The 24,526-nt window shown below is 62.9% G+C and carries 24 protein-coding genes; 10 read left to right on the top strand and 14 right to left on the bottom strand.

From position 1 onward, the window contains the following. Positions 1-54 precede the first annotated feature (54 nt). The 4 genes from AC1RCO_RS01300 (at position 55) to AC1RCO_RS01285 (ending at position 6,243) form a co-directional block, all read left to right on the top strand. Positions 55-2,238 carry a TonB-dependent siderophore receptor gene (locus AC1RCO_RS01300; protein WP_492617247.1) on the top strand — a complete coding sequence of 728 codons (2,184 nt, stop codon included), beginning with the start codon at positions 55-57 and terminating at the stop codon, positions 2,236-2,238. Between the two features lie 239 nt (positions 2,239-2,477). Then, positions 2,478-3,902 carry an FAD-binding oxidoreductase gene (locus AC1RCO_RS01295; protein WP_220222915.1) on the top strand — a complete coding sequence of 475 codons (1,425 nt, stop codon included), beginning with the start codon at positions 2,478-2,480 and terminating at the stop codon, positions 3,900-3,902. 25 nt (positions 3,903-3,927) lie between these two features. Further along, on the top strand, positions 3,928-4,875 hold the full coding sequence (locus tag AC1RCO_RS01290) for a LysR family transcriptional regulator (RefSeq protein ID WP_072444464.1): 948 nt from the start codon (positions 3,928-3,930) through the stop codon (positions 4,873-4,875). Between the two features lie 48 nt (positions 4,876-4,923). Further along, positions 4,924-6,243: an MFS transporter gene (locus AC1RCO_RS01285; protein ID WP_492617246.1), complete on the top strand. Its 1,320-nt coding sequence runs from the start codon at positions 4,924-4,926 to the stop codon at positions 6,241-6,243. An 89-nt stretch (positions 6,244-6,332) separates the two neighbouring features. Here the strand turns inward: AC1RCO_RS01285 and AC1RCO_RS01280 are convergent, their stop codons facing one another. The 3 genes from AC1RCO_RS01280 to AC1RCO_RS01270 all read right to left on the bottom strand — a co-directional run bounded on the left by AC1RCO_RS01280 (position 6,333) and on the right by AC1RCO_RS01270 (position 8,537). Beyond that, positions 6,333-6,812 carry a DUF4265 domain-containing protein gene (locus AC1RCO_RS01280; RefSeq protein WP_123397474.1) on the bottom strand — a complete coding sequence of 160 codons (480 nt, stop codon included), beginning with the start codon at positions 6,810-6,812 and terminating at the stop codon, positions 6,333-6,335. A 70-nt stretch (positions 6,813-6,882) separates the two neighbouring features. Continuing rightward, a complete protein-coding gene (locus tag AC1RCO_RS01275; protein ID WP_220222916.1) occupies positions 6,883-7,569 on the bottom strand; it encodes a hypothetical protein in 687 nt (228 codons plus the stop codon). Then, positions 7,569-8,537 (bottom strand): hypothetical protein, encoded by a 969-nt coding sequence (locus AC1RCO_RS01270; protein ID WP_220222917.1) that lies wholly within the window; start codon positions 8,535-8,537, stop codon positions 7,569-7,571. The genes AC1RCO_RS01275 and AC1RCO_RS01270 overlap by 1 nt, the downstream gene beginning before the upstream one ends. A 347-nt stretch (positions 8,538-8,884) precedes the next feature. Here AC1RCO_RS01270 and AC1RCO_RS01265 point away from each other — a divergent pair, with 347 nt between their 5' ends. From AC1RCO_RS01265 to AC1RCO_RS01255, 3 genes are all read left to right on the top strand, one after another. Beyond that, positions 8,885-9,268 (top strand): nucleotide pyrophosphohydrolase, encoded by a 384-nt coding sequence (locus AC1RCO_RS01265; RefSeq protein WP_220222918.1) that lies wholly within the window; start codon positions 8,885-8,887, stop codon positions 9,266-9,268. Between the two features lie 25 nt (positions 9,269-9,293). Next, on the top strand, positions 9,294-11,168 hold the full coding sequence (locus tag AC1RCO_RS01260; RefSeq protein WP_492617245.1) for a DNA/RNA helicase domain-containing protein: 1,875 nt from the start codon (positions 9,294-9,296) through the stop codon (positions 11,166-11,168). Positions 11,169-11,458: 290 nt separating this feature from the next. Further along, positions 11,459-11,851 carry a DUF6124 family protein gene (locus tag AC1RCO_RS01255; RefSeq protein ID WP_220222920.1) on the top strand — a complete coding sequence of 131 codons (393 nt, stop codon included), beginning with the start codon at positions 11,459-11,461 and terminating at the stop codon, positions 11,849-11,851. Positions 11,852-11,928: 77 nt separating this feature from the next. Here the strand turns inward: AC1RCO_RS01255 and AC1RCO_RS01250 are convergent, their stop codons facing one another. The 7 genes from AC1RCO_RS01250 to AC1RCO_RS01220 form a co-directional block, all read right to left on the bottom strand. After that, complete coding sequence (locus tag AC1RCO_RS01250) at positions 11,929-12,222, bottom strand: type II toxin-antitoxin system RelE/ParE family toxin (RefSeq protein WP_213665628.1); 294 nt, start codon at positions 12,220-12,222, stop codon at positions 11,929-11,931. After that, complete coding sequence (locus tag AC1RCO_RS01245; RefSeq protein WP_102864761.1) at positions 12,210-12,482, bottom strand: CopG family ribbon-helix-helix protein; 273 nt, start codon at positions 12,480-12,482, stop codon at positions 12,210-12,212. Before AC1RCO_RS01245 ends, AC1RCO_RS01250 begins: the two co-directional genes overlap by 13 nt. Before the next feature lie 360 nt (positions 12,483-12,842). Continuing rightward, complete coding sequence (locus AC1RCO_RS01240) at positions 12,843-14,876, bottom strand: LTA synthase family protein (protein WP_492617244.1); 2,034 nt, start codon at positions 14,874-14,876, stop codon at positions 12,843-12,845. Positions 14,877-14,925: 49 nt separating this feature from the next. Then, positions 14,926-15,537, bottom strand: coding sequence for a hypothetical protein (locus AC1RCO_RS01235; RefSeq protein WP_262212386.1), 612 nt, complete (start codon positions 15,535-15,537; stop codon positions 14,926-14,928). Further along, positions 15,537-16,832, bottom strand: coding sequence for a sialidase family protein (locus AC1RCO_RS01230; protein WP_492617243.1), 1,296 nt, complete (start codon positions 16,830-16,832; stop codon positions 15,537-15,539). Before AC1RCO_RS01230 ends, AC1RCO_RS01235 begins: the two co-directional genes overlap by 1 nt. A gap of 45 nt (positions 16,833-16,877) precedes the next feature. Beyond that, positions 16,878-17,423 carry a cytochrome b/b6 domain-containing protein gene (locus AC1RCO_RS01225; protein ID WP_258610968.1) on the bottom strand — a complete coding sequence of 182 codons (546 nt, stop codon included), beginning with the start codon at positions 17,421-17,423 and terminating at the stop codon, positions 16,878-16,880. Further along, positions 17,423-17,689: a PepSY domain-containing protein gene (locus AC1RCO_RS01220; protein WP_041752407.1), complete on the bottom strand. Its 267-nt coding sequence runs from the start codon at positions 17,687-17,689 to the stop codon at positions 17,423-17,425. Before AC1RCO_RS01220 ends, AC1RCO_RS01225 begins: the two co-directional genes overlap by 1 nt. A 170-nt stretch (positions 17,690-17,859) precedes the next feature. Between AC1RCO_RS01220 and AC1RCO_RS01215 the strand changes: the two genes are divergently transcribed. The 3 genes from AC1RCO_RS01215 to AC1RCO_RS01205 all read left to right on the top strand — a co-directional run bounded on the left by AC1RCO_RS01215 (position 17,860) and on the right by AC1RCO_RS01205 (position 20,634). After that, on the top strand, positions 17,860-18,522 hold the full coding sequence (locus AC1RCO_RS01215) for a response regulator (protein ID WP_019092959.1): 663 nt from the start codon (positions 17,860-17,862) through the stop codon (positions 18,520-18,522). Continuing rightward, a complete protein-coding gene (locus AC1RCO_RS01210; RefSeq protein WP_015636265.1) occupies positions 18,519-19,901 on the top strand; it encodes an ATP-binding protein in 1,383 nt (460 codons plus the stop codon). Before AC1RCO_RS01215 ends, AC1RCO_RS01210 begins: the two co-directional genes overlap by 4 nt. A 190-nt stretch (positions 19,902-20,091) precedes the next feature. Then, entirely contained in the window at positions 20,092-20,634 is a 543-nt protein-coding gene (locus AC1RCO_RS01205) for a hypothetical protein (RefSeq protein ID WP_492617242.1), read from the top strand. 75 nt (positions 20,635-20,709) lie between these two features. Here AC1RCO_RS01205 and AC1RCO_RS01200 read toward each other — a convergent pair whose 3' ends face one another. From AC1RCO_RS01200 to benA, 4 genes are all read right to left on the bottom strand, one after another. Beyond that, complete coding sequence (locus AC1RCO_RS01200; RefSeq protein ID WP_103291465.1) at positions 20,710-21,483, bottom strand: 1,6-dihydroxycyclohexa-2,4-diene-1-carboxylate dehydrogenase; 774 nt, start codon at positions 21,481-21,483, stop codon at positions 20,710-20,712. A gap of 142 nt (positions 21,484-21,625) precedes the next feature. Further along, complete coding sequence (gene benC / locus AC1RCO_RS01195) at positions 21,626-22,639, bottom strand: benzoate 1,2-dioxygenase electron transfer component BenC (protein WP_401017576.1); 1,014 nt, start codon at positions 22,637-22,639, stop codon at positions 21,626-21,628. A 10-nt stretch (positions 22,640-22,649) separates the two neighbouring features. After that, a complete protein-coding gene (benB, locus tag AC1RCO_RS01190; protein ID WP_103407227.1) occupies positions 22,650-23,138 on the bottom strand; it encodes a benzoate 1,2-dioxygenase small subunit in 489 nt (162 codons plus the stop codon). After that, a complete protein-coding gene (gene benA, locus AC1RCO_RS01185; protein ID WP_492617241.1) occupies positions 23,135-24,499 on the bottom strand; it encodes a benzoate 1,2-dioxygenase large subunit in 1,365 nt (454 codons plus the stop codon). Before benA ends, benB begins: the two co-directional genes overlap by 4 nt. Positions 24,500-24,526 lie beyond the last annotated feature (27 nt).

Here is a 24,526-nt window from a genome sequence, read left to right as displayed (position 1 = left end):
CAGGAACCTCCCCCGGCTTCTGCCATGGGGCCGCGTCGCCTTCTAGGATTGTTCATGAGCCGGATTCACCCGACTGCCCCCGCGCGCACCTGCAGCTCAGCTTTGCCCCTCAACCGCCTGACCCTGGGCCTGCTGCTGGCCGGCAGCAGCGCCGTGGCCAACGCCGCGGGCACCCAGTTGCCGACCCAGACCATCAGCGGCGAAGAGCCCTACGGCTATCGCGTCGACAGCGCCTCGGTGGGTGGTTTCAGCGAAGCGCCCTTGCTGGATACCCCGGCCTCCATCAGCGTGATCAATGAAGACATGATCCTCGACCAGCAGGCCCGCCTGCTCAGCGACGTGCTGAAGAACGATGCCTCGGTGGGCCAGAGCTACGCGCCGGTGGGCTACTACGAAAACTTCGAGGTGCGCGGCTTCTCGCTGAATGCCGCCAGCAGCTACAAGATCAACAACCGCACCATCACCGGCGAGCAGAACGTCGCCCTGGAAAACAAGCAGCGGGTGGAATTGCTCAAGGGCCTTTCCGGCCTGCAAAGCGGGGTCAGCGAGCCCGGCGGGCTGATCAACTACGTGACCAAGCGGCCCACGGACATTCGTTCGGTGACCGTTTCCACCGACGACCGCGGCAGCGGCTACCTGGCCACCGATGTCGGCGGCTGGTTCGGCAGCGAACAGCAGTTCGGCCTGCGTGCCAACCTGGCCCATGAAGACCTGCACTCCTACGTCGAGCACACCAATGGCCAGCGCGACTTCGCCTCCCTGGCCCTGGACTGGAACATCAGCCCCGACGCCCTGCTGCAACTGGACATCGAATACCAGAACAAGCAGCAGCGCTCGGCACCGGGCTATCAACTGCTGGGGGGCTCCAGCCTGCCCCACCACGCCTCGCCGAAAAGACTCCTGGGGCACCAGAGCGGGTCAAAGCCGGTGACCAATGAATCGCTGAACATCGGCGGCAGTTTCGAGTACCGCTTCAACGATGACTGGAAGGGCAACCTCAGTGCGTCGCGCAGCAAGGTGGTGATCGATGACTACAGTTCGTTTGCCTGGGGCGGCTGTACCACCGGCTGCATCAATGCCAACGGCAACTACTTCAGCCCCGAAGGCAACTACGACATCTACGACTTCCGCAGCCCCGACGACACCCGGCGCAACGATGAAGTGCAGGCGGTGCTCAATGGCCGCTTCGACACCGCAGGCCTGGGCCATGAGTTGAGCGTGGGGACCAGTGCGTTTCGTCGTGTGGTGGACAATCGCGATCAGGTCATGCACCCCATCGGCAGTGGCAATATCGACAGCGAACCCGAGCACTTTGCCCCCTACGACGGCCCACTCGGCGACTCTCATCGACGCCTGGACAGCCGCCAATACGGCCTGTTCCTCAGCGACCGCATCAGCTTCAGCGAACAGTGGCAGACGGTTCTCGGCGGGCGTGAAGTGCGCCTGGATGAAAAAGCCTTCAACAGTCAGGACGGCACCCAGCGCCACACCCAACGCTATGTGTTCCTGCCCCAGGCCGCATTGATCTACAAACCGCTCAACAACATTTCGCTGTACACCCAATACAGCAAGGGCCTGAGCCTGGGTGGCCAGGCACCGTGGTTCGCCAGCAACGCCTACAACACCCTCGCCCCCACCGTCTCGCGCCAGATCGAAACCGGCATCAAGTACGACTGGCAGCGCATGAGCTTTACCGCCGCCCTGTTCCAGATGCGCCAGGCCTACCAGTACTCACGCCCGGATGCTGCTGGCGGTTTCACCTACGTCCAGCAGGGCCAGCAAAAGAACACCGGCCTGGAGCTCTCCGCCAACGGCTGGGCCACCCCGCGCCTGCAGATTGCCGCCAGCGTCGCGGCGATCCGCTCCCGGGTCGAGGGCACCGGCACCCCGGCCTACGAAGGCCACCAAACCCTCAACGTCCCCCGCCTGCGGGCCAGCCTCCAAGGCGACTACGCCCTGCCCTGGCTCGACGGCCTGGCCCTGCTGGGCGGCATGCAATACAGCGCCAGCCAATACGCCGACCGCCAGGGCAACGTCGCCACTGGCGCCTACGCCATCTTCAACATCGGCAGCCGCTACAGCACGCGCATCGACGGTTACGACACGGTGTTTCGCCTGACCGTGGACAACCTGTTCGACAAGCGCTACTGGCGCGATACCGGGGAATACATGGGCGACGACTACCTGTTCCAGGGCGCGCCGCTGACGGCTCGGTTGAGTGCTTCGGTGAATTTCTGAGGCAGACGGCCCCTACCTGCCTCTCCCGTAGGAGCCGGCTTGCCGGCGAAGGCGATCTCATGGGCGCCTTGCCTGGCAAGCCAGCACCTGCAGAGACCTGCCGCCATCTGCCCCCGCGATAGCACCATCTCCAATCTGCACGACCCACCCTCTGCGTATGCAGTTACGATATGGGCAACTCCCTCCCCACCCCGGCCTGACCTTCCGTGCGGTGCGAACAACAAACCGGAGATTGCCTGATGCTGCCCCCTGCCCCCGATATCGCCCGACTCCAGCCCCTGCCCGTCGCCCTGGTGGATGAACTGACCACTCTGCTGGGCCAACGCTTCAGCACCTCCGCCAGCGTTCGCGAGCACCATGGCCGGGACATCTCCGCCCTCGATCCGCTGCCGCCGCAAGGGGTGGCCTTCGTCAATCACCTCGACGAAATCATCGCCGTGCAGCAGGCCTGCCATCGCCACCGGGTGCCGATCATTCCCTATGGCAGCGGCAGTTCCCTGGAAGGCTGGCTGCATGCGGTGCACGGCGGGGTGTGCATCGATGTGTCGGCGATGAACCAGATTCTGGAAATCCGCGTCGACGACATGGACGTCACCGTGCAACCCGGGGTAACCCGCAAGCAGCTCAACGCTGCGCTGCACGGTACCGGCCTGTTCTTCCCCATCGACCCCGGCGCCGACGCCTCCCTGGGCGGCATGGCGGCGACCCGGGCCTCGGGCACCAATGCCGTGCGCTACGGCACCATGCGCGAAAACGTCCTGGCCCTGACCGCGGTGCTGGCCGATGGCCGAGTGCTGCACACCGGCGGCCGGGCGCGCAAATCCTCCTCGGGTTATGACCTCACCCACCTGCTGGTAGGCTCCGGCGGCACCCTGGCCACGGTGGCCGAGCTGACGGTGAAACTGCACCCGATTCCCGAAGCCATTTCCGCCGCGGTGTGCAACTTCCCCAGCGTCGACCAAGCGGTGCAAACGGTGATCCAGGCCATCCAGCTGGGGGTGCCGATCGCCCGTATCGAACTGATTGACGCCCTCACCGTGCGCGCCCTGAACGCCTACAGCAAAACCCGATTGAACGAGGCGCCGTCGCTGTTCTTCGAGCTGCACGGCTCGCAATCCTCGGTCCAGGAACAGGTGGAAACCATCCGCCTGCTGGCCGATGAACACGGCGGCCAGGACTTCGAATGGGCCGTGCACCCGGAAGACCGCAGCCGCCTGTGGCAGGCGCGGCACGACGGCTACTTCGCCGCCGTGGCCCTGCGCCCCGGCTGCCGCGCCCTGACCACCGACGCCGTGGTGCCGATCTCACGCCTGGCCGAATGCATCGAAGCCACCGCCGCCGACCTGCAGCAGCAAGGCTTGCTGGCGCCGATTTTCGGCCATGTCGGCGACGGCAATTTCCATGCGGTGATCCTGGTCGACCCCGACGACCCCGAGGAAGTGCAGCGTGCCGACGGCGTGGCCCAGCGCCTGGCGGAACGGGCCATCGCCCTGCAGGGTTCCTGCACCGGCGAGCACGGCGTCGGCCTGACCAAGCAGGCCTATATGAGCCTGGAGCACGGGCAGAACGCGGTGGACGTGATGGCGGCGATCAAGGCCGCCCTCGACCCGCAACAACTGATGAACCCGGGCAAGATCTTCCCCCGCGGCCCGGCCGTCGACTAAGGCAGCGGCCCGCCAAGGAGCCAGCATGGAAATCCGCCAGCTGAAATACTTCGTCGCCGTGGTCGATGCCGGCAGCCTGTCCCGCGCTGCCCGGGAAGTGCACGTGGCGCAATCGGCCCTGAGCAAGCAGATGTCGGCCCTGGAAGCCGACCTCGGCGCCCAGCTCTTCCATCGCAGTAACAGCGGCATCCGCGTCAACGACGCCGGCAAACTGTTCTACGAATACGCCCAGGGCCTGCTCAAGCACCTGCAGGACGCCCGCGCTGCAATCAGCAGCGAACCCGGCGCCCTAAGCGGCTCCATCGTGGTCGCCCTGCCCCAGAGCGTGGCCAGCACCGTGGCCCTGCCGCTGATCCAGGCCGTGGCCCGCACCTACCCCAAGGTCGAACTGCACCTCAATGAAGAGCTCACCGGCAACCTGGTGGACCAACTGGTGCGGGGCCGGGTCGACATTGCCCTGTTCACCCCCATCGGCCTGCCGCCGCAAGTCAGCTTCAGCCCGCTGCTGGAAGAAGACTTCTACCTGATCCACCGCGCCGACGACCGCCACGCCCCGCCACCGGGCAGCGTCACCCTGGCCGAAGCCGTGGCCCGGCCGCTGGTGTTTCCCAGCCGCGCCCACAGCCACAGCACCCGGGCCTGCGTCGACCAGGCCCTGGAACGCCTGCACTTGCCACCGGCCCAAGTGGCCATGGAGGTCAACTCGGTGCACATCCTCAAGAGCGCCGTGGAGGCCGGCATCGGCCCCAGCATCATGCCGCTGAACCTGGCCCTGCGCGAAGTCGCCGAAGGCCGGCTGGTGGCCCACGCTATTCAGCCCCGGGAAGTCTTTCGCACCCTGGGCATCTGCGTCTGCGAAGCCTTGCCCGGCAGCAACCTGCGCAGCGCCATCGCCCACCTGATCGCCCAGGTGGTGCGCGACATGAGCCGCTCCGGCGAATGGCCCGCCACCCGCCTGCTACCCGAGGCCTGAACCGCTGTTTCACCCATTGCTTCGACAACAAGAATAAAGAGGCTAGCCATGAACCCACCTGCCCCGCCACCTGCGGCTCTCGACGATGCGGCCCTGAACTCGGCCTACCGCAAGACCGCCTGGCGCATCATCCCGCTGCTGATTTTGTGTTACCTGGTGGCCTACCTGGACCGGGTCAACGTCGGCTTCGCCAAGTTGCAGATGCTCGACGACCTCAAGTTCAGCGAAGCGGTGTACGGCCTCGGCGCCGGGATCTTCTTCGTCGGCTACCTGCTGTTCGAAATCCCCAGCAACATCGCCCTGCACCGCTTCGGCGCGCGGCGCTGGATCGCCCGAATCATGGTCACCTGGGGCCTGCTGTCGGCGGCCATGATGTTTATCGAAACGCCGCTGACCTTCTACGTCTTGCGGCTGCTGATCGGCATCGCTGAAGCCGGCTTCTTCCCCGGCATCATCTTCTACCTCACCACCTGGTTCCCCAGCCAACGCCGTGGGGTGATGACCGCCCTGTTCATCATGGCCCTGCCGATTTCCAGCCTGTTCGGCTCACTGATCTCCGGCCTGATCCTGCAACACCTCAATGGCGTCTCCGGCTACGCCGGCTGGCAATGGCTGTTCGTCATCGAAGGCCTGCCCGCCGTGGCCCTGGGCGCCGCGGTGTTCTTCCTCCTGCGCGACCGCATCGCCGACGCCCACTGGCTCACCCCGGAAGAACGCCACGGCATGCAAGCCGCCATCGACCGCGAAGCCGCAAACAAACAAAGCCACCGCCTGCGCGACGGCCTGCTCAACCCACAGATCTGGCTGCTGGGCGCGGTGTACTTCTGCCTGGTGCTGGGCCAATACGTCATCAGCTTCTGGCTGCCCACCATCATCCGCAACAGCGGCGTGCAACAGCCCTGGGCCATCGGCGCCCTCACCGCCCTGCCCTACGCCGCCGCAGCGGTGGCCATGGTCATCGTGGGCCGCAGCTCGGACCGCCACGGCGAGTATCGCTGGCACCTGGCGGTCTGCGCGGGGATTGGTGCGCTAGGCGTGGCGTTTGGCACCTTCTTTGGTGACAACCTGATACTGGCCATGTTCGGCCTGATCGTCGGCACCGCCGCCATGATCAGCAGCCTGCCGGTGTTCTGGGGCTTGCCTACCGCCGTAGTGGGCGGCGCGGCAGCCGCGGCGGGCGTGGCATTGATCAACACCCTGGGCAATGTGGCGGGGTTCTTCAGCACCATCGTGGTGGGCTGGCTGACCCAGGTAACGGGAAACACCCAGACCGCAATGTACTTCATGGCGGCCATCCTGCTGATCGGCGGCGGGCTGGGCTTGATGGTCAACCCCGTACGCAAGACGGCACGACTACAAACTGCCTGACGCGCCCCCCTGTAGGAGCCGGCTTGCCGGCGAAGGCGTCACAAGACCGCCCTCGCCGGCACAAATAACACCATCGCCGAGCACCTGAATCAGTCCAGCCACCAGTTCAACAGCGTCTCGTCCTCATCGTCATCGAGGTTTTTATAGACATTGGCGTAGTACCACTGGATCCCGGTTTGCTCGCGGAAACCATCGAAAAACCTGTTGATGTTCTCCATCCCGTTTTTTGCAGGGACCGCCAACGCCAGCGCCCCCCCGCACACCCCATCCAAGGTCCCATTCAGCTCACGAATGACATCGCTTTCGAGTGCCGAGATCACCGCCGGATCAATGTAGTCGGCATAGATCTGAATGCAGAAATTCCCGCCCCGCTTCAGCACTTGCGCCGGCGCATCGGGATTGCGGATGGAAACGATATCGCCCCGCGCCAGGTTCTGCGCCAGACCCGGTGAGGAGAGCAACTCGTAGGTATCCTCATCGATGCGCCGCGCCAACAGCTCCTCGCGAACGGCGCCATCGTCATCGGCCATGTACACCTGAATCAGCACAGGGGATTGCTTGTCGTCCATACGGGGCTCCACAGTTTCCACGTTCAACACCTGACCCTTGTTCTGTTACCCAGCGCTTCCATCTCCTGCCTCAGGGCAAGGGCTCAAAACGCCCACTGCCCGCATTCCACGCAAACCCCGGCAACGTGCAGTCCTGAAAGCCAATCCGCAGTTGCTCCCCCTCAGCCTGCACCTGCAAGGTATCCACCCCCAGGTTGCGACACCCCGGCGCCGCAACCGCCAGGCTCTGCAACAACTTGCCATTGGCCTTGTCCATCACCTCCACCGTCGTGATCCGCTGATCATTGCCCGGCATCGGCACCTGGAAATACCAGCGTTTAGTGGAAGCACTCTGCAGCAGCGTGGTGACCGGCTGCGGCCACGAGCGATCCGAATCCACCAGGCCCACCAGCTTCAGCGCAATGGGCAAGGTCTTGCCCGTGCGATAACTGGTCCAGGTGCCGCGCACCTGCTCCTGCTGGCGAGAGTTCATCAAGTCATTGAACTGCAGACGCGCCACCGGCAAGCCCTGCTCGTCCAGCTCATCCATGGCCAGCGTCTTGTTGCTGTAGCTGAAGGTCGGCTTGAGGCGGATCGGCGTGCGATAGCGCTGGTAGGCATAGGTGCCCTGGTAGACCGCATTCTGGCTGCCCAGGGTCAAGACAACCGCCTGCTTGCCCACGGTCCCCTCATACACCCCGTGGGACGCCTGCGCCGGCAACAGCCACAGCGCCAACACCAGCACCGCCAGCCCCCGAGCAACATCAAACCCACGCATCAGAAACGCTCCTCGCCCGATGAAAGATATTCCAGCCGATCAGGGCTGATCACCCGGTAATAATCCCAACGCCGAGTGCGCTGGTCGTAATTGATGAAGTCCTGCTTGCTGAACTCCATCTGCCCACCGGGGGAAAAGCGCAGATCCCCCTCCACCGCGAACTGCTCCAACTGCGGATGGCGCAGGTATTCCCGGCGCTCACGGTTGTACAGGTAGTACTGAGTGGGCGAGCACCACAGCCGGCCATCCGACTCCGCCAGGCGATAATTCTGAGCCTGAAAATCAATCCGCGCCTCGGCCTGGAAATGCCCGAAAGTCAGCGTCCTGGTACCGACCGACGACATGCACCACTGCCCACTGATCTCCTGCACCCGCCGCCCGGTGGTGCGGCTCATGACTCGAATACTGTCCACCCGCGCCACCTCCTCCCCGGCCTTGCGCGCGGCATGCACACTGAAATAGAAATCCCGATCGAACACCGGCTGCAGCAACTCCCCCTCAAACGCCTCCCGCTGACTGCCACCAAAGCGCGTCACCCGCTGCAACTGCAACGGCTGCTGCGTGCCCGTGCGCAGATCCACCAGACTGCCCTGCAACGCCTGCGCCCCCTCGGCGAACGGCTGCAACGACACCGCCGTCGCCGGCAGAGTCGGGTTGTCCATGATGTTGATCAAGAGCGCGGAGCCGGGATGGAAAGGCGTGGATTCCAACGCCATGGGCAGGCGCTCGGATTCGGAGAACCAGTAGCCGGACATACCGCCGCCGTATTGGGAGTCGTAGGTGAGCGCCAGTTCAACCGGAGTGTCGCCGAGGGTGCCGCGGTAGGTGGTGGTGGGGTTGGCTTGGGCGGCTGGGGTGAGGAGCCCGAGGCCGAGCAAGAGTGCGGCAGTCAGCCGGAAAAGGAGGTGTTGCAGGTGACGCTGTTGGCCAGCCCTTGTTTGTGAACTGCTGCCAATGGGCTGGGTCATGCCTGCGTTCCTTGCGGTGGGGAAAAGGGGCGCAGGATAGCAAAAGTTAGGACATCAGCCCCGGAATAGGTTTGTTGTCACGCTGCTAAAACCTTTACAGGTTAAATAGCGCTGTATTCAAACAACACAATCATTTTTTGCCAACATCCTCTGGCAACACTGTCCCATTTGGTGTTGTTTGCTCTAGAAAATGGATACGTTTTGGAGGCTGAACAAGCTCCGAACCGTAATTCAACGAGTACCGGTAAAAAACCTTACTCAAAAATCGAAATCTCCTACAATCTTCCTTCCCATTTCTGACACAGCTCTCAGTCGCGCCAGCTGTAGTCAAACTACGAGGCAAGATTGTGAGCACCCTAGTTGCCCCCACTGAAGTACTAATCGACACCCATCGCCTAGCAACTGCTCTACAGCGCTTCGCCGACGACCGCGACTGGCAGCAGTTCCACTCCCCCAAAAACCTGCTCCTAGCTCTCACCGGTGAAACCGGCGAGCTCTGCGAAATCTTCCAGTGGATGAGCGAAGCCGACGCCAAGGACGCAGCCAAGCGTCCAGAAACCGCTCAAGCCGTGAAAGATGAGTTGGCCGACGTACTCATGTACCTCGTGCGACTAAGCACGGTACTGGGCGTCGATCTAAACGAGGCGGTGACAAACAAACTCGCCTTGAACGGCCAGAAGTACCCCGTCGACAAAGCCAAAAGCACCAGCAAGAAGTACGACCAACTCTGACCCCCCTGGGCTCTAAGGACCACTTGTGATCGTTTACTCGGCGACCAAGCAACAATTCCTCGACGTTTGCGACAACAACGATATTGAAGAGGTGATCCTCAAGCACTTCAAAGAGGCCACTGGCAAGAAAGTGGCGGCTTCAGAGATCCGATCTTGGCAGGGATCGCTCACTTACATGGCCAAGGTCCTAAGAGACAAGGACCTGCCGGAGGATGCCGGAGTAGCCATTGAGCTACATATTCCGCAATCCATGAAACGTATCGATTTCTTGCTGACAGGCCACGACCAGCACCAGGGTAAAAATGCCGTGTTGGTGGAACTGAAGCAATGGAGCAAAGCCAGCGCCACCAGTAAAGATGCGATCGTAAAAACCGCGCTGGGTGGCAGTCATGTTGAAACCATTCATCCTTCCTATCAGGTGTGGTCTTACGCCACTTTGCTGGAAGGCTTCAATGAAGCCGTCTATGACCAAGGCATCAAAGTACACCCATGCGCTTACCTGCATAACTATGTCAGCGATGGTGTTATCAACTCGGCTCACTACGACGCCTATACCAGCAAGGCACCTTTGTTCCTAAAAGGTCCTGACGAGTTGACGAAACTGAGAAGTTTCCTCAAACAGCACATCTATTACGGCGACAACCAAGACGTTCTTTACGAGCTTTCTAGCGGTAAGAGCCGCCCCTCCAAAGCTTTGGCTGAAGCTCTAACTGGGCTAATGGATGGCAAGCCTGAGTTCGTTCTGATTGATGATCAAAAGACCGTCTTCGAGTCAGTACTTGCGGCGGTCGCAGAGGCCTCTGCCGATGCTCCGAAGGTGCTGATCATTGAGGGTGGCCCTGGTACCGGAAAGACAGTAGTAGCCATCAACCTGTTGGTCAGGCTCACGGCCTTACGCCTGATGAGCAGGTATGTCTCAAAAAATGCCGCCCCACGTGCCGTGTACGAGAAGAAACTGGTCGGCACTGTCAAGCCCACCAAGTTCTCCAGCCTTTTCTCCGGTTCGGGGGCTTATACCGAAATCAAGCCTGACTTTTACGACGCGCTGATCATTGATGAAGCCCACAGGCTGAATGAGAAAAGCGGCTTTTATGGCAACGAGGGTGAAAACCAGATCAAAGAACTAATTGGGTCCGCTAAATGCTCAGTGTTCTTTATCGACGAGGATCAACGCGTAACCCTTAAGGATATTGGCAGCAAACAAGCAATCCGAGAGTTTGCTGAGGCCCGAGGGGCAACGGTGGAGGAATACACCTTGTCTTCCCAGTTCCGTTGCAGTGGCTCCGATGGTTACTTGGCATGGCTAGATGACGTGCTGGGCATTCGCAAAACCGCGAACCCAATACTCGATGCCAGTGAGTACGAGTTCAAAGTGTTCGACTCGCCACAAGCAATGCATGAGGCAATCGAACAAAAGAACCACGGAAACAAGGCGCGTGTCGTCGCAGGTTACTGCTGGCCATGGAGCAGCAAGAAAGACCCTAAAGCCAAAGACATTGAAATCGGTGAACACTACGCCCGCCAATGGAATCTGGATCAAGACGGCAGTCTGTGGATCATCGCGGATAAATCTGTGGATCAGGTCGGCTGCATTCACACCTGCCAAGGGCTAGAGGTGGATTATATCGGTGTGATCATCGGGCCAGATTTGATCGTGCGCGATGGAAAGGTAGTGACATCCCCCAAAGCGCGAGACAAATACGACAAGACGATTCGTGGTTGGAAAAGGCTGATGAAAGAGCAGCCCGACTTCACGCGACAAGAGACTGATCTCATCATCAAGAACACCTATCGGACCTTGATGACCCGAGGAATGAAGGGCTGCTACCTTTATTGTACCGACCCAGAGACGGCGCAATATTTTGCCAACCGACTGGCAGAGGGGGAGTCAGCTTTGTAGGTGTCGTTAGTCAGGTTTCCTATTCCGGTGATGGCGTACCCAATCCTGCTATCACTGGAAGGCTAGCGAAGACTCCCCCCTCTCTACCTTTCAGGTGCCATATTCACTGCCCAATTCACAACTCCGTGTAAGACTAGTCCCTTTCTATTGAGCAACTTTTCCTAGAGAGTTCAAACGCCTTGTAACGTCAAAAAGTGCTGCCTAGGCTCGGTCCATCGCTGCACATCAGTGATCGGGTTTAGCAGCTCGAAATAGCACATTGGCGCACCCACTAATATTGGAGATGCACCATGAAAAAGCTCGTTCTCGGTCCGCCCCGGCCCTTACCTGGGCAATTCAGAACCCCCGAACACGATATCGATACCCAGCGCATTCGATTGGCCTTGGCGGCGCATAGCGCTGAAACCTCGATCCTCAATAGCCTGAAAGACACCGTACCTACGTCCGTAGGTCATCAATCCATGTTCAGTGTCCGCCCCGGCATCAATGCCGAAGAAGCATTGGTGCATGTGTCGTTGCTGCTGGACTGTGCGGTACAGGTCAGCGATGAAATCACCGAGCGCGCCAGCGGTGTGGAGCGTGGTTTGATTTGGTCGATGATCCATTCGGTGGAGATGGCTAGAGCGGTGGTGGATTCTTTGCTGGATGCCAAAAGACCGGCAGAAAACATTCAGCAAAGCTGAGGAAGGAGAAAACGGGGTAAGCCGTGACTTACCCCGTTACCATCTGACTGAAGCGCTAAACAGCTTGCGACTAAAACTCAGTAACCGGCTTCTTTCTGGTGCCGAAAGGCAAGTATGTAAACAGCATCATCCGCACGCTCATGCCGATAAAGTGCGACATAACCCGAATCACCGAACTCGATGATCAGCTCGCGCAGCTCCGGCAGTTCTGGAAAGGGACGACCGATTTCTGGGTCTTCCTCCAGTCGAGCGATTTGACGCTCAATCACTTGGGCAGCTCGTTGAGCGATCAGCGGGCCTTTCTCGACTAAAAACTGGCGACAACGCTCCAACCCTTGCGCAGCCCCTTCGGTGAGAATCAATCGTGGCACTTAGGCAGCTCCGCCTCAGCCTCGGTACCCCAGGTATTGAGCCAAGCCCGAGTTTCTTCGCCGGTCAGATGCCGACCCGTTTCCTGATAAGCCGCCCAAGACGCCAAGGCTTCTTGTTTGAAGCCCTCACGGGCTTCCTCACGCTCGACGTACTGCGCTATTGCTTCGCGCATGATCCAGTGGGACGAACGTTGACGCAGCCCCGCCAGATGCTGAATGCGTTTTTTTAGCTCGTCATCAATCTTGATAGAAGTGGCCATAGCCGAACCCTTGTTATCTAAAGGTATTACCTTTCGATAAGGTATCAGGCACCCAACGCAGCTGTCCATGCACCGAAGGCGCGGATAATGTCACGCAGCACTGGCCTAGGAGGACACGTGGGGAGACAGGTATGTATTTAAGAATAAGCCTGAGTTACCCCGTCCCCCTCTAACTTCTGCTGCTCGCAAGAACAGACTGTTCGATGATCAGGCGCTTGATATAGCGCTCAATCGCCTAACCACCAGCAGCTTCAGCCTTGAACTGGTTACCTATTAAATAGAGTTCAGGCGGTCTTTCGGCCGCCTTCGCTGGCAAGCCAGCTCCTACACGGGGCGGCGCCAACCTATGGCTATGCGCTGTCAGCGCACGTTGCGATACAACATCAACCGCGCCCCCTCATGCATCCCCCGCGTCAACTCCAGCAACCGTTCAAACTCCTGCGGATGTTCCTGCGCCACATCCTCACGCGGTGTGTTTGACGCTAGGTCATGCAAGGTCGCCCCACTGCCGTCGTGTTGCATTTGCAGCAGGAAGTTCTGAGTCACGCCGCCAATCACCGGAAAGGTCCCTTCCCTTAATACCAGCGGCACCACCCGCTCGCCTTCCGGAGCAGGCTGTTGAATGTCCCGCCCCATGGCGCCATTGGTGAAGGGCATCCCGGCCATGCCGGCTACGGTGGGCAGCAGGTCGGCGAGGCCGACGGCTTCTTCGATCACCTTGGGCTGCAACATCCCCGGGGCATGGATCAGCAGCGGTACGTTGTTGCTTTCCAGCCCCAGCTGTTCAAAGGCGGGGGCCATGTGGGGGATCTGGCTGATGCGGGTGTTGTGGTCGCCGAAGAACACGAAAATCGTGTTGTCGTAGTAGCCGCCCGCTTTGGCGATCTCCATCAGGCGGCCGATGTTGAAGTCCAGCAGGCGCACGGCGTTGTATTGCTCCAGGCTGCGGGAACCGGCGGCCTGGACGTGTTCTAGGGGCAGGTCCTGGGCTTGAAAGCCGTCGTTGTCCTTGGGAATGGTGAACGGGCGGTGGTTGCCGGAGGTTTGCAGGTAGGCGAAGAACGGTTGGTCCTGGGGGATGGCGCGCAGCAGGCGGTCGCTTTCCTTGAACAGGTCGAGGTCGGAGATGCCCCAGACGTCTACCTGGGGCGATTGCCAGTGGCTTTCGTCGTACAGGCGCACGTTGTCGATGCTTTGGCGGATCAGGCCATTGATGTTGGCCCAGCCGGCGTTGCCGCCGATCAGGTAGAGCTTGTGGTAGTCGCTGAAGGCGTTGATCAGGCTGTGTTGCCGAGTGATCAGGGGCTGGCGGGTGGCGGTCTCTTGGCGGGTGACGTCGGGCACGCCGGTGATGCTGGCCCACACGGTCTTGGCGGTGCCGGTGACCGGGACGTAGAAGTGTTTGAAGAACCAGCTCTGGCGGGCCAGGCGGTCGAGGTTGGGGGTGGGGTTGAGCGGGTTGCCGTAGGCGCCCACGGCGCTGGTGCCGAGGGATTCGAGCATGACGAAGATGACGTTGGGCGGCCGGGGGCGGTCGATGCGGTACGGCTGCACGCCTTGTTGGCGGGTGAAGTTCAGGCTGTGCGGGTCGGGGTTGTCGACGCCGAGATAGCGGGCCAGGGCCGGGTAGTGTTGGCGCACTTGGGCTTCGTCGTACTGGGCCTCGCCGGCCTTGAGGGTGTCGTAGAAGAACAGCACGGGGTTGAGGCCCAGGGCGGCGATCTGGCTGTTGCCGGAGAAGTAGGCATCGCTCCAGCGCAGGGGCACGGGGTTTTCCAGGTTGAGGTTTTCTACCCGGCCCAGCAGGCCGAGGAACACGGCGGCGATGCCCAGGACGCTGACGCTGGCCAGGGACCAGCGGCCCAGGGGTTGCGCCGGGCGATCGAGGGTCAGGCGTTCCAGGCGCAGCAAGGCGTAGCACCACAGGCTCAGGGCGCCGCCCCAGGCGAGGACGATCCACAGCACCGGGTAGCTTTCCCAGAGCATTTGCCGGGAGATCTGTGCGTCGTCCAGGTAGCGCAGCACCGTGGCGTTGATGCGCACGCCGAGGTAGGCGTAGTGGCCGAGGTCGATGATGTACAGCAGCCCTACCCCGCCCAGTACCAGCAGCAGGTAGGCCCGGGCCAGCCAGCGCAGGGCTGGCTGGCGCAGCAGGTTCCAGCGCGGCAGCCAGGCCAGCAGGGCCAGGGGCAGCAGTATCAGCAAGGTCAGGCGCAGGTCGAAGCGTAGGCCGATGCCGAGGGTCTGGAGGATGGCCTCGCGCTGGTCGGCGGCGCTCAGGTCCACCCCGGAAAAACCCACGGCGAACAGCAGCCGCAGCAGTGCCAGCAAGCCGAATACCAGACCTATCGCGCCCACGCCGTAGCGCAGGCGGCGTGATTGCAACCCGCCCATCATTGACCTCTGTGTGGTGTTGTCGAAGGCCGCGGCGCGGCCTGTTGGTTTACCCGGCAAGGGGCTGCCCGCGGCTGCGCTGGGTGACGCGGCGCCACAGCCACAGCAGCAGCGCGCCGCTGCCGGCGATCAGGCAGTAGCCCGCCAGCAGCGGGTCCAGCAGGTAGTCCCAGTAGTTTTCCGAAGGCTTGAGGCGCAGGGCGAAGGCCAGGGTCCCGGCTGCCAGCATCAGTACCCCCAGCAGGTTGCGTTGCCATAGCAGCACCAGCGCCGCCAGGCCCATCAGCACGATCATCGGCCGTGGGTTGTAGCCCCAGCGGTAGGGGTCGAGGTAGGTCAGGCCCAGGGTCGCGGGGTACAGGCTCAAGGTCAGGCCGATAAACAGCAGCAAAACCTGCACCCGGTGTTTGGCTGGCAAGGGCGCAATCACCCCCAAGTGCCGCAGGCTGACCCAGCCCAGCAGCACCAGGGTGCTGATGGCCAGGTCATCGGTGAAGCTGCGCACATAGGCCGCCAGCGGCAGCTGGTTCAGTGGAATAAAGCTGACCAGGGCCAGCACGGGCAGCAGCCAGGGCCGCCAGGGCGCGGTCAGGCGCAGGCTGCCAAGCAGCACGAAGCCCAGGAGGATAAAACTCAGGTGGGCTTGCCATAGCGACAGCATCACAGGCGCTCCGCCAGCCACGCCGCGTTGAAGCTGACGTGCTTGATAAAGGTGTTGTTCCAGGAATAGACCAGGTGGTACAGGCCGTCCGTCCCGCGGCTGAAGTAGGGGTATTCGTACTCGAAGTCGCAGCCCTGGGGCTTGCACACCCGGTAGTCGAGGTTGCTCAGGAAGCGCTGTTCCAGGGGCAGACGCCGGGCGCCGCTAGAGGCACGGAAACCTTCGCCGATGATGTCCTTGTAGGCCTCGTGGGAAAACGGCTGGCCCAGGGGATCGGGGGACTGGTCCAGTTCCACCAGCGGGCGCCACTGGCTGAGGCCGGCATCGGTGCCGTACAGGCTGAGTTTGAAGCGTCCGTCCTGCAGGTCGTTGAGGGCCACCAGCAGGCCCTGGTCGTCGGTGCCCACCGCCGCCAGCGATGAGTTGGGGTTGGACGGTTGCAGCGGATAGGGCTCGCTCCAGGTCTGCCCGGCGTCTTCGGTGCGGCTGGCCAGGACCTTGTGGTGGGTGTCGCCGGCGTAGCGCAGCATGGCCACGGCGCGGCGTTCGTCCAGGGGCACGATGGTCGGTTGCAGGGAGTGCTTGCCACGGCTGATGCGGAATTTGTCGATCACCGCGCCGTCGGCGCTCAGGTACAGGTACTCGGCGAACTTGCCCATGAACTCGTGGTACACCGGCAGGCCGATCGAGCCGTCGGCATGGAACACCGGCGCGGCGCGCACCAGGGTGCTGATGTTGAAGAACGGCGAGGTCACCAGCTGTCGCGGCGCCGACCAGCTGCGCCCTAGGTCATCGGAAACCATCAGGTTGATGGCGCTGGTGGCCCAGCCGCCCACCGACACCGAAACGTAAAACATCCACAGGCGCTGGTCCGGGCCCAGGGCGATCACCGGGTTGCCGAGCTTGCGGATATAGCGCCCGGTGCCGTCACGGGTCGATTCGCGGGTGGCCAGTACTTGCTCGGCGCCCCACTCGCCGCTCTGGGCGTCAAAGCGTGCGCTGCGCACCTGGACGTCGGCGGCGCCTTCCCGGGAGCCGGCGAACCACACGGCCATCAGGTCGCCGCCGGACAAGGCGGTCACCGAGGAGGAATGCACGAAGTCATCCAGGTCCGAAGAGACGAAGCGGCTGTTGTATTGCGGCGTGCTGTTGGCTTTAGCCACATCGCTGCCGACGGCGGCCTGGGCAAACGGCGCCAGTTGGTGAGGCGGATGGCTGCGCCAGGCGGCAATAAAGACGACGGCCAACAGCAGGCTGCCGCAGAGGAAGATCAGGCGAAAGGACAGCGCACGCATACAGGAGCCCGTGGCAAATACAGGGTGGGAACAAGGGAGAAACCATTAGCGCTTATCACTGCCCGGCAAGGGCCGGCGGCGGCCGGTGAGCATCGACAACGGCAGGTTGTCGCGCACCTGCAGGCTTTCAAAAATCGCCGCGCACAGGTGCAACAGCACCAGCCCTAGCAGCACATCGGCGCTGGTCTCATGCACTTGCAGCGGCCAGTCGGCGCCCCACAGGGCATCGACCTCTTGCATCAGGAAACCGCTGATGCCGATCAGCAACAGGGCCAGCAGCATCAGCAACATCACTAAAGCCCCGAGGGGCGAATGCCCCAGGCGATGCTCGGGGCGCCCGGCCAGCAGCGAGCGCAGGTGCCGCGCCAGCCGGGCCCGGGTCGGCCAGAAGTCGGACCAGCGCGCACTGCGCGGCCCGACAAATCCCCAGGCTGTGCGCAACAGCAGCCAGGCCATGGCGTAGTAGCCGAGCCAGACGTGCCAGTCGTCACCGGCTTCATTGAAGAAGTAGTTGCCGATAAAGACCCCGGCGATGGACAGGTGAAACAGTCGCACCAGCGGGTCCCACAGCCGCAGGGAAGCCTCTGGCATCAGCCTTTAATCTCGGTCTTCACCGCCTTGCCGGTGACCGGGTCGTGGTAGATCTCGACCTTGCGCTTGTCCTTGTCGAAGCCGTAGATCTCGTAGCAGTTGCCGTCGGTGACCTTGAACTTGCTGATCTGGTAGCCCTGGGCCTTGAGCTGTTCCTGAAAGGCCTTCTGATCCTGCCATTGCGAACGTTCGGCGGTGGTGCATTGCGGGCCGGCGAGGGCCAGGGGGCTGGCGAGAACCAGGGACAGCAGGAGGATCTTGCGCATGGAAAACGCTCCGGTGATGGGGGAGATTCCACTGTGCAAAACCAAGCTTAGTGAAAGCTTAGTTGGCAACGCGCGGTAACATTTTCCCCGCTAAAAACCCCTGCCGACGGACCCTGGCCAGCGTCATCATGCGCCCCTTCCCTGCCCCCTCGCCCTACCGAGAACCGCCCATGCGCCTGCTGCTTGTCGAAGATGATCGTGCCCTCGGCCAGGGCATCCGCGTGGCCCTGAGCGCCGAAGGCTACACCCTGGACTGGCTGCAGGACGGCGCCAGCGCCCTGCACGCCCTGCGCACCGAAAGCTTCGACCTGTTGCTGTTGGACCTGGGCCTGCCGCGGCTCGACGGCCTGGAGTTGTTGCAGCAATTGCGCGCCGCCCAGCAGGACCTGCCAGTGCTGATTCTCACCGCCCGCGACGGCACCGCCGAGCGCATCGCCGGGCTGGATGCCGGGGCCGACGACTACCTGGTCAAGCCCTTCGATGTCGAGGAATTCAAGGCCCGGGTCCGCGCCCTGCTGCGCCGCAGCCAGGGTCGTGCCCAGCCGCTGCTGGAACACGCCGGCATCCGCCTCGACCCGGCCAACCAGCAGGTGCACTACCAAGACAACGAAGTGGTGCTGACGCCCATGGAATACCAGTTGCTGCACCAGCTGATGGTGCGCCCGGGCAAGGTGGTGACCCGCGAGCGCCTGTCCCGGGCGCTGTACGGCTGGCAGGACCGGGTCGAGAGCAACACCCTGGAAGTACTGATCCATAACCTGCGCAAGAAGCTCTGCAGCGAGCTGATCCGCACCGTGCGCGGCGTCGGTTACGTGCTGGCGCTCAAGCCATGAACTCGGTGCGCACGCGGATCCTGCTGCCGGTCCTGGTGCTGGTGCTGCTGGGGGACCTGCTGATCAGCTGGCTGGTGCTGCGCGACAGCCACCACGAAATCGAAGAGGTCTACGACGCCCAGCTGGCCCAGAGCGCGCGCCTGCTGCAAGGGGTGCTGCGCCAGCGCGACCCGGCTCAAAAGCCGGACGCGGCGGACTGGGAGCGCCTGCACCAGGCCTTCGACCAGGCCATGAGCCGGGTCGGCGTGGCAGGCGCGGCCCACCCCTATGAAACCCGCCTGACCTTCCAGGTCTGGCGCGACGATGGCCAGTTGCTGATGCGCTCCGCCGAGGCCCCGCTGCTGGAGGCTCCTCCCACCACCCTGGGGGCCCACGACATCCTGGAAAACGGCAAGGACTGGTGCGCCTTCCTGCTGGCCGACCCACAGCAGGGCTTGCTGATCTGGGTTGGCGAGCGCGATGACATCCGCCAGGACCTGATCCAGCGCATCGTGCGCCATACCCTGTGGCCGACCCTGATCGGCGTGCCGCTGCTGGCGCTGCTGATCTGGCTGACCATCGGCTGGGGCCTGGCGCCGCTGCGGGCCATGGCCCGGGCCATTCGCGGGCGCAGCAGCGACACCTTGCAGCCGCTCGGGCTCAAGCCCCTGCCCCAGGACCTGGAGCCGATGCAGACCGCCCTCAACCAGTTGTTGGCCCAGATCGACAGCCTGCTGGAGCGCGAGCGGCGCTTTATCGCCGACGCCGCCCATGAACTGCGCACGCCCCTGGCGATCCTGCGGATTCATGCGCAGAACGCCCAGAGTGCCGGCAACCCGGAGCAACGCCGGGAAGCCCTGGACTTTCTGGTGAGCGGCGTCGACCGCGCCACCCGCATCGGCAGCCAGTTGCTGACCATGGCCCGCATCGAGCCACAGCTGAACAGCCCGCGCCTGAGCCGCATCGACCTCAGCGCCCTGGTGCGCGAAGAGCTGGCGGAACTGACGCCCCTGGCCCTGGAGAAAGACGTCGAACTGGTGCTGGAAGGCGACGAAGGCTGCCTGATCGCTACCGACCCGGTGGCCCTGGCCATCGCCCTGCAGAACCTGGTGACCAACGCCCTGAACTTTGCCCCAGCGGGCAGCGAGGTACGAGTCGGCCTGCGACCTCAGGCGGACGGCGCGATGCACCTGTGTGTGGAAGATGCGGGGCCGGGTATCGACGAGCAGCAGCGCGAGCGTTTGCTGGAGCGCTTCTACAGCCAGGGCAACGCCAATGGCGCCGGGCTGGGGCTGGCGATTGTGCAGATGATCGTCAGCAAGATCGGCGGTCGCCTGGAGTTGCGCAATCGGCCTGAGGGCGGGCTGTGTGCATTGTTGTTGCTGGGGCCGGCGCTTTAGTCGGCGGCGCGAAGGGCCTATCCTGTGCGCCGCTCGGGAATGGGGGCGGCCTTGCGGGCGTATTCGCTGGCAAGCCAGCGCCTACACAAGCACGCCCCCGTAGGAGCCGGCTTGCCGGCGAAAGCATCCGTAAGATCGCCTTCGTCGGCAGCCGACTCCTACAAACGAAATGACAATCAGGGAGACACCCATGGCCATGCCGGAACGGCTGAAACCAACACCCGCCACGCCGAAAATACGTGCGCTGATGAAGGGCTTGCTGAAGCAGATCCTCGACCGCATCTGGGACAACCAGGAACGGGAAAGCCCCGAGATCAGTGTGCTGATCGAACAATGGAACAGCCACGCCGGCCGACCTTTCGAGTTCCACGAATTTCGCGATATGCACAGCCATACCAGCGCGGCGAACTTTCTGCGCACGGCCTTTCATCAGGAGCGCTACGTTGACGACCTGAGCTTCGCCGAGGCCTGCGCCCTGGCGGATTTCATCTGCCTGTGCGAAGGCACGGAGTCTGATACGGACTACGCCCTGAACCTGCTGGAAACCAACTTCCCCGAGGCCAATGCCTCGGACCTGATCTTCTGGCCCAACGAGTGGTTTGGCGATCAAGATATGTTGCATATCGAGCTGAGCTCGGCGCAGATCATCGGTTATCTGATGGCGCAGTCTTCGCGGCAACTGCAGGATGCACCGCCGATCACCTTGCCCTACCCCATTCCACCGCAGCCATAGAGGCCCTCGGGCTGGCCAGCTGCATAAGCACCGCCGTGGCCAGCCACAGGTAGGGGCGTCCAGTTCGCCCCTCGTTCAGCCCTGATCGCCGCCGCCCACCGGCAGCACCGTGCCGGTGATATAGGAGGCTTCGTCGGAGGCCAGGAACAGGATCGCCGCCGCCTGCTCGTCAACGCTGCCGTAGCGGTGCATCAGGCTGCTATCCAGGGTCTGGTCGACGATCTGCTGGTACCAGGCCTGCTCTTCGGTACTGGGCTCGGCGCTGTTGCGCGGAATGCGCCGCGGCGGTGCCTCGGTGCCGCCGGGAGCGGTGGCGTTGACCCGCACGCCGCGGCCGGCGGTTTCAAAAGCCAGGCATGCAGTGAGTGCGTTGATGCCGCCCTTGGCCGCGCCGTAGGGTACGCGGTTGAGGCTGCGGGTGGCGATGGAGGAAACGTTGACGATGGCGCCGCTGCCCTGCTCCAGCATCTGCGGCAAGGCGGCGTGGCAGCACCACAGGGTGGGGAACAATGAGCGGCGCACTTCGGCTTCGATCTGCGCCGGCTCGTAGTGCTCGAAGGGCTTGGCCCAGATGGTGCCGCCGACGTTGTTGATGAGGATGTCGAGGCGGCCGAAGTGGGCGATGGCGGCGGCCATGATGCGGCTGCATTCGCTGTACTGCTCCAGGTCGGCGGTCAGGGCCAGCACCGGGTAGCGGGGGCTGAGTGCAGCGGCCAGTTCGAAGACCAGTTCGGAGCGATCCACCAGCACCACGCGAGCGCCCTCCTCGGCCAGGCGTTCGGCAACGCGACGGCCGATGCCCTGGGCGGCGCCGGTGACCAGGGCGACTTGGTTGTGGAAACGGTTCATGGAAACCTCGTGAATGCAAAAAGATAGGGAGAACACCACCCGACGTAGGAGCCGGCTTGCCGGCGAAGAGGCCCTTGAGCCTAGCAGCGCTCTTGTGGACGCCTTCGCTGGCAAGCCAGCTCCTACAGCGGCGAGGCGCTCTTCAGGCGGCGCTGGCGGCGAACTTCTCGTAGTAGAAGTTCGCCGGGGCGATGCCCTGTTCGCGGATGAACTGGCTCACCGCCTCCACCATTGGCGGCGGCCCGCACAGGTAGACATCCACATCGCCCTGGTTGAGGTGCGCCGGTTCGATGTGCTGGGTCACGTAGCCCTTGCGCGGGTACTGGCTCTCGGGGTTGGCCACGCAGGCGCTGAAGCTGAACTGCGGGATACGCGCGGCAAAGTCTTCCAGGCGCTCCAGTTCCACCAGGTCGAAATCGTTGGTCACGCCGTAGATCAGATGCAACGGGTGCTCGCTGCCCTGCTCGGCGATTTTCTCCAGCATGGCGGTGAACGGCGCCAGCCCGGTGCCACCGGCCAGCAACAGCAAGGGCCGGCGGATGTCCCGCAGGTAGAAGCTGCCCAGGGGCCCGGCCAGGGTCATGCTGTCGCCGGCTTTGGCGAGACTGGTGAGGAAGCTGCTCATCAGGCCGCCGGGCACATTGCGGATCAGGAAACTGACTTCGCCATCGCGCTGCAGGGAGCTGAAGGAATAGGCGCGGGTCTGCTCGCTACCAGGCACGCCAAGGTTGACGTACTGCCCCGGCAGGAACGCCAGCTGGTTCAGGGCCTCGCCCTTGATCGACAGGGCGATGGTGCTGTCGGACAACTGGCGCACCGCGCTGATGCTGGCCTGAAAGGTGGCTTGCCCGGCGCGGCAGACCTGGGACGAAGCCGGCACCCGCACCACGCAATCACCGAGGGCGCGCATCTGGCAGGTGAGGACAAAACCCTGCTCGGCCTCGTCGGCGCTCAGGGCGTCTTCGATGTAATCCTCCCCCAGCTCGTAGCGCCCCGCCTCGGCCAGGCACTTGCAGGTGCCGCAGGCGCCGTCGCGGCAGTCCAGGGGAATATTGATGCCCTGGCGGTAGGCGGCGTCAGCCACGGTTTCGCCCGGGTTGGCGTTGACGAAACGGGTCACGCCGTCTTCGAAATTGAGTGCGATTTGATGGCTCATGGCGGTCGCCTCAGAGGTGGTAGATATCGACGACCTGGCGAACGTAGTCGTTCTTCAGGATGACTTTCTTGGCCAGGATCAGCGGGTTTTCGCCCCGCAGGTCGAGGGTGTAGAAGCTGCAGCCGAAGTAGCTGTCCACGGTCTTGTAGCGAAAGCTCAGGGTGTGCCAGTTGAAGCGCAGCTTGCAGAAGCCGTCGCCGTGCTCCAGCAGCTCGATATTGCACAGGTTGTGGGAGGTGCGGGTGTCGGGAATGCTGGCGCTGGAGCGCTCGGTCTTGATGCGGAACACCCGGTCTTCCAGGCCGCTGCGGTTGCCGTACCAGATCAGCGAGATTTCCCGCTGCGGGTCTTCGGTCAACTGGTCGCTGTCGTCCCAGGAGGGCATCCAGAAGGTCGCGTCCGGGGCGTAGAGCTCCAGCCAGCTGTCCCAGTCCTTGTCGTCCAGGTAGCGGGCTTCGCGATACAGGAAATCCCGCACGGCATCGTAGGAAATGTTCATTGCACGGCCTCCACTGCGATCTGGCGTGAGGCTTCACGCTCCAGGGCCGCGAGCAGGGTTTGCTGCCAGTACTTGTGCTGCATCACGAACAGGCCTTCATCCTCGGTGCGCACGCCGCTGAGGATCGGTTGCAGGTCGATTTCTTTCGCTGCGTCGTCCGCGCCCTGGACCCAATGCTCGGCGCCGCGGGACATGTCGTTCCAGGCCGTGGTGCTGCCCTGGTAGCCGAGCTGGCAGGAGCGGAATTCCTCCAGGTCGTCCGGGGTGGCCATGCCGCTGACGTTGAAGAAGTCTTCGTACTGGCGGATGCGCCGGGCCCGGGCTTCGTCGCTCTCGCCCTTGGGCGCGATGCAGTAGATGGTGATTTCGGTGCGGTCCACGGAGATCGGCCGGGCGATGCGGATCTGCGAGCTGAACTGGTCCATCAGGTAGAGGTTCGGATACAAGCACAGGTTGCGCGAGTTCTCGATCATCCAGTCGGCGCGGGCCTGGCCAAAGTCCCGGGCCAGCTCGTCGCGGCGTTCGTACAGCGGGCGGTCTTCGGGGTTGGACCAGCGGGTCCAGAGCAGCATGTGGCCCTTGTCGAACGAGTAGAAACCGCCGCCCTGCTTGGCCCAGGTGCCGGCGCTCATGGTGCGGATGTCTTCCCCGGCCTCGCGCTGCTTGCGCTGGTTCTGGGTGGCGGCGTAGTTCCAGTGCACCGAGCTGACGTGGTAGCCGTCGGCGCCGTTCTCGGCGGTGAGCTTCCAGTTGCCTTCGTAGATATAGCTGGAAGAGCCGCGCAGCACTTCCAGGCCGTCGGCGGACTGGTCGACGATCATGTCGATGATCTTCGCCGACTCCCCCAGGTGCTCCACCAGGGGCAGCACGTCGGGGTTGAGGCTGCCGAACAGGAAACCGCGGTAGGACTCGAAGCGCGCGACGCGGGTCAGGTCGTGGGAGCCTTCGCAGTTGAAGCTGGCCGGGTAGCCGGCGGCGGCCGGGTCCTTGACCTTGAGCAGCTTGCCGGTGTTGTTGAAGGTCCAGCCGTGGAACGGGCAGGTGAAGGAGGCCTTGTTGCCGGTCTTGTGCCGGCAAAGCATGGCGCCGCGATGGCTGCAGGCGTTGATGAAGGCGTTGAGCTCGCCGTTCTTGTTGCGGGCAATGAAGATCGATTGCCGGCCCATGGTGGTGCTGTAGTAGTCGTTGGGATTGGGGATCTGGCTGTCGTGGGCCAGGTACAGCCAGTTGCCTTCGAAGATGTGCTGCATCTCCAGGTCGAACAGCCGGGGGTCGGTGAACATCTCCCGCTTGCAGCGGTAGACGCCCTGGTCGGGGTCTTCTTCAAGCAGGGAATGCAGGTATTCGGGTCGCAGGGACATGGCCGCCGCCTCCATTGTTTTTATTCA

This window comes from Pseudomonas sp. GW823-FHT03E05 (assembly GCF_058796855.1).
Note: the sequence above shows the minus strand (reverse complement) of the source record. Positions and strands in the feature narration are given on the sequence as shown.

What these genes read in the sequence shown, in the direction of transcription:
- AC1RCO_RS01205 (WP_492617242.1), top strand. Translation starts at nt 20,092, where the DNA reads ATGGCCATGCCGGAACGGCTGAAACCAACACCCGCCACGCCGAAAATA.
- AC1RCO_RS01240 (WP_492617244.1), bottom strand. Translation starts at nt 14,876, where the DNA reads ATGGGCGGGTTGCAATCACGCCGCCTGCGCTACGGCGTGGGCGCGATA.
- AC1RCO_RS01210 (WP_015636265.1), top strand. Translation starts at nt 18,519, where the DNA reads ATGAACTCGGTGCGCACGCGGATCCTGCTGCCGGTCCTGGTGCTGGTG.
- benC (WP_401017576.1), bottom strand. Translation starts at nt 22,639, where the DNA reads ATGAGCCATCAAATCGCACTCAATTTCGAAGACGGCGTGACCCGTTTC.
- AC1RCO_RS01300 (WP_492617247.1), top strand. Translation starts at nt 55, where the DNA reads ATGAGCCGGATTCACCCGACTGCCCCCGCGCGCACCTGCAGCTCAGCT.
- AC1RCO_RS01290 (WP_072444464.1), top strand. Translation starts at nt 3,928, where the DNA reads ATGGAAATCCGCCAGCTGAAATACTTCGTCGCCGTGGTCGATGCCGGC.
- AC1RCO_RS01235 (WP_262212386.1), bottom strand. Translation starts at nt 15,537, where the DNA reads ATGCTGTCGCTATGGCAAGCCCACCTGAGTTTTATCCTCCTGGGCTTC.
- AC1RCO_RS01280 (WP_123397474.1), bottom strand. Translation starts at nt 6,812, where the DNA reads ATGGACGACAAGCAATCCCCTGTGCTGATTCAGGTGTACATGGCCGAT.
- AC1RCO_RS01245 (WP_102864761.1), bottom strand. Translation starts at nt 12,482, where the DNA reads ATGGCCACTTCTATCAAGATTGATGACGAGCTAAAAAAACGCATTCAG.
- AC1RCO_RS01285 (WP_492617246.1), top strand. Translation starts at nt 4,924, where the DNA reads ATGAACCCACCTGCCCCGCCACCTGCGGCTCTCGACGATGCGGCCCTG.
- AC1RCO_RS01270 (WP_220222917.1), bottom strand. Translation starts at nt 8,537, where the DNA reads ATGACCCAGCCCATTGGCAGCAGTTCACAAACAAGGGCTGGCCAACAG.
- AC1RCO_RS01225 (WP_258610968.1), bottom strand. Translation starts at nt 17,423, where the DNA reads ATGCCAGAGGCTTCCCTGCGGCTGTGGGACCCGCTGGTGCGACTGTTT.
- AC1RCO_RS01215 (WP_019092959.1), top strand. Translation starts at nt 17,860, where the DNA reads ATGCGCCTGCTGCTTGTCGAAGATGATCGTGCCCTCGGCCAGGGCATC.
- AC1RCO_RS01230 (WP_492617243.1), bottom strand. Translation starts at nt 16,832, where the DNA reads ATGCGTGCGCTGTCCTTTCGCCTGATCTTCCTCTGCGGCAGCCTGCTG.
- AC1RCO_RS01275 (WP_220222916.1), bottom strand. Translation starts at nt 7,569, where the DNA reads ATGCGTGGGTTTGATGTTGCTCGGGGGCTGGCGGTGCTGGTGTTGGCG.
- benA (WP_492617241.1), bottom strand. Translation starts at nt 24,499, where the DNA reads ATGTCCCTGCGACCCGAATACCTGCATTCCCTGCTTGAAGAAGACCCC.
- AC1RCO_RS01255 (WP_220222920.1), top strand. Translation starts at nt 11,459, where the DNA reads ATGAAAAAGCTCGTTCTCGGTCCGCCCCGGCCCTTACCTGGGCAATTC.
- AC1RCO_RS01200 (WP_103291465.1), bottom strand. Translation starts at nt 21,483, where the DNA reads ATGAACCGTTTCCACAACCAAGTCGCCCTGGTCACCGGCGCCGCCCAG.
- AC1RCO_RS01220 (WP_041752407.1), bottom strand. Translation starts at nt 17,689, where the DNA reads ATGCGCAAGATCCTCCTGCTGTCCCTGGTTCTCGCCAGCCCCCTGGCC.
- benB (WP_103407227.1), bottom strand. Translation starts at nt 23,138, where the DNA reads ATGAACATTTCCTACGATGCCGTGCGGGATTTCCTGTATCGCGAAGCC.
- AC1RCO_RS01295 (WP_220222915.1), top strand. Translation starts at nt 2,478, where the DNA reads ATGCTGCCCCCTGCCCCCGATATCGCCCGACTCCAGCCCCTGCCCGTC.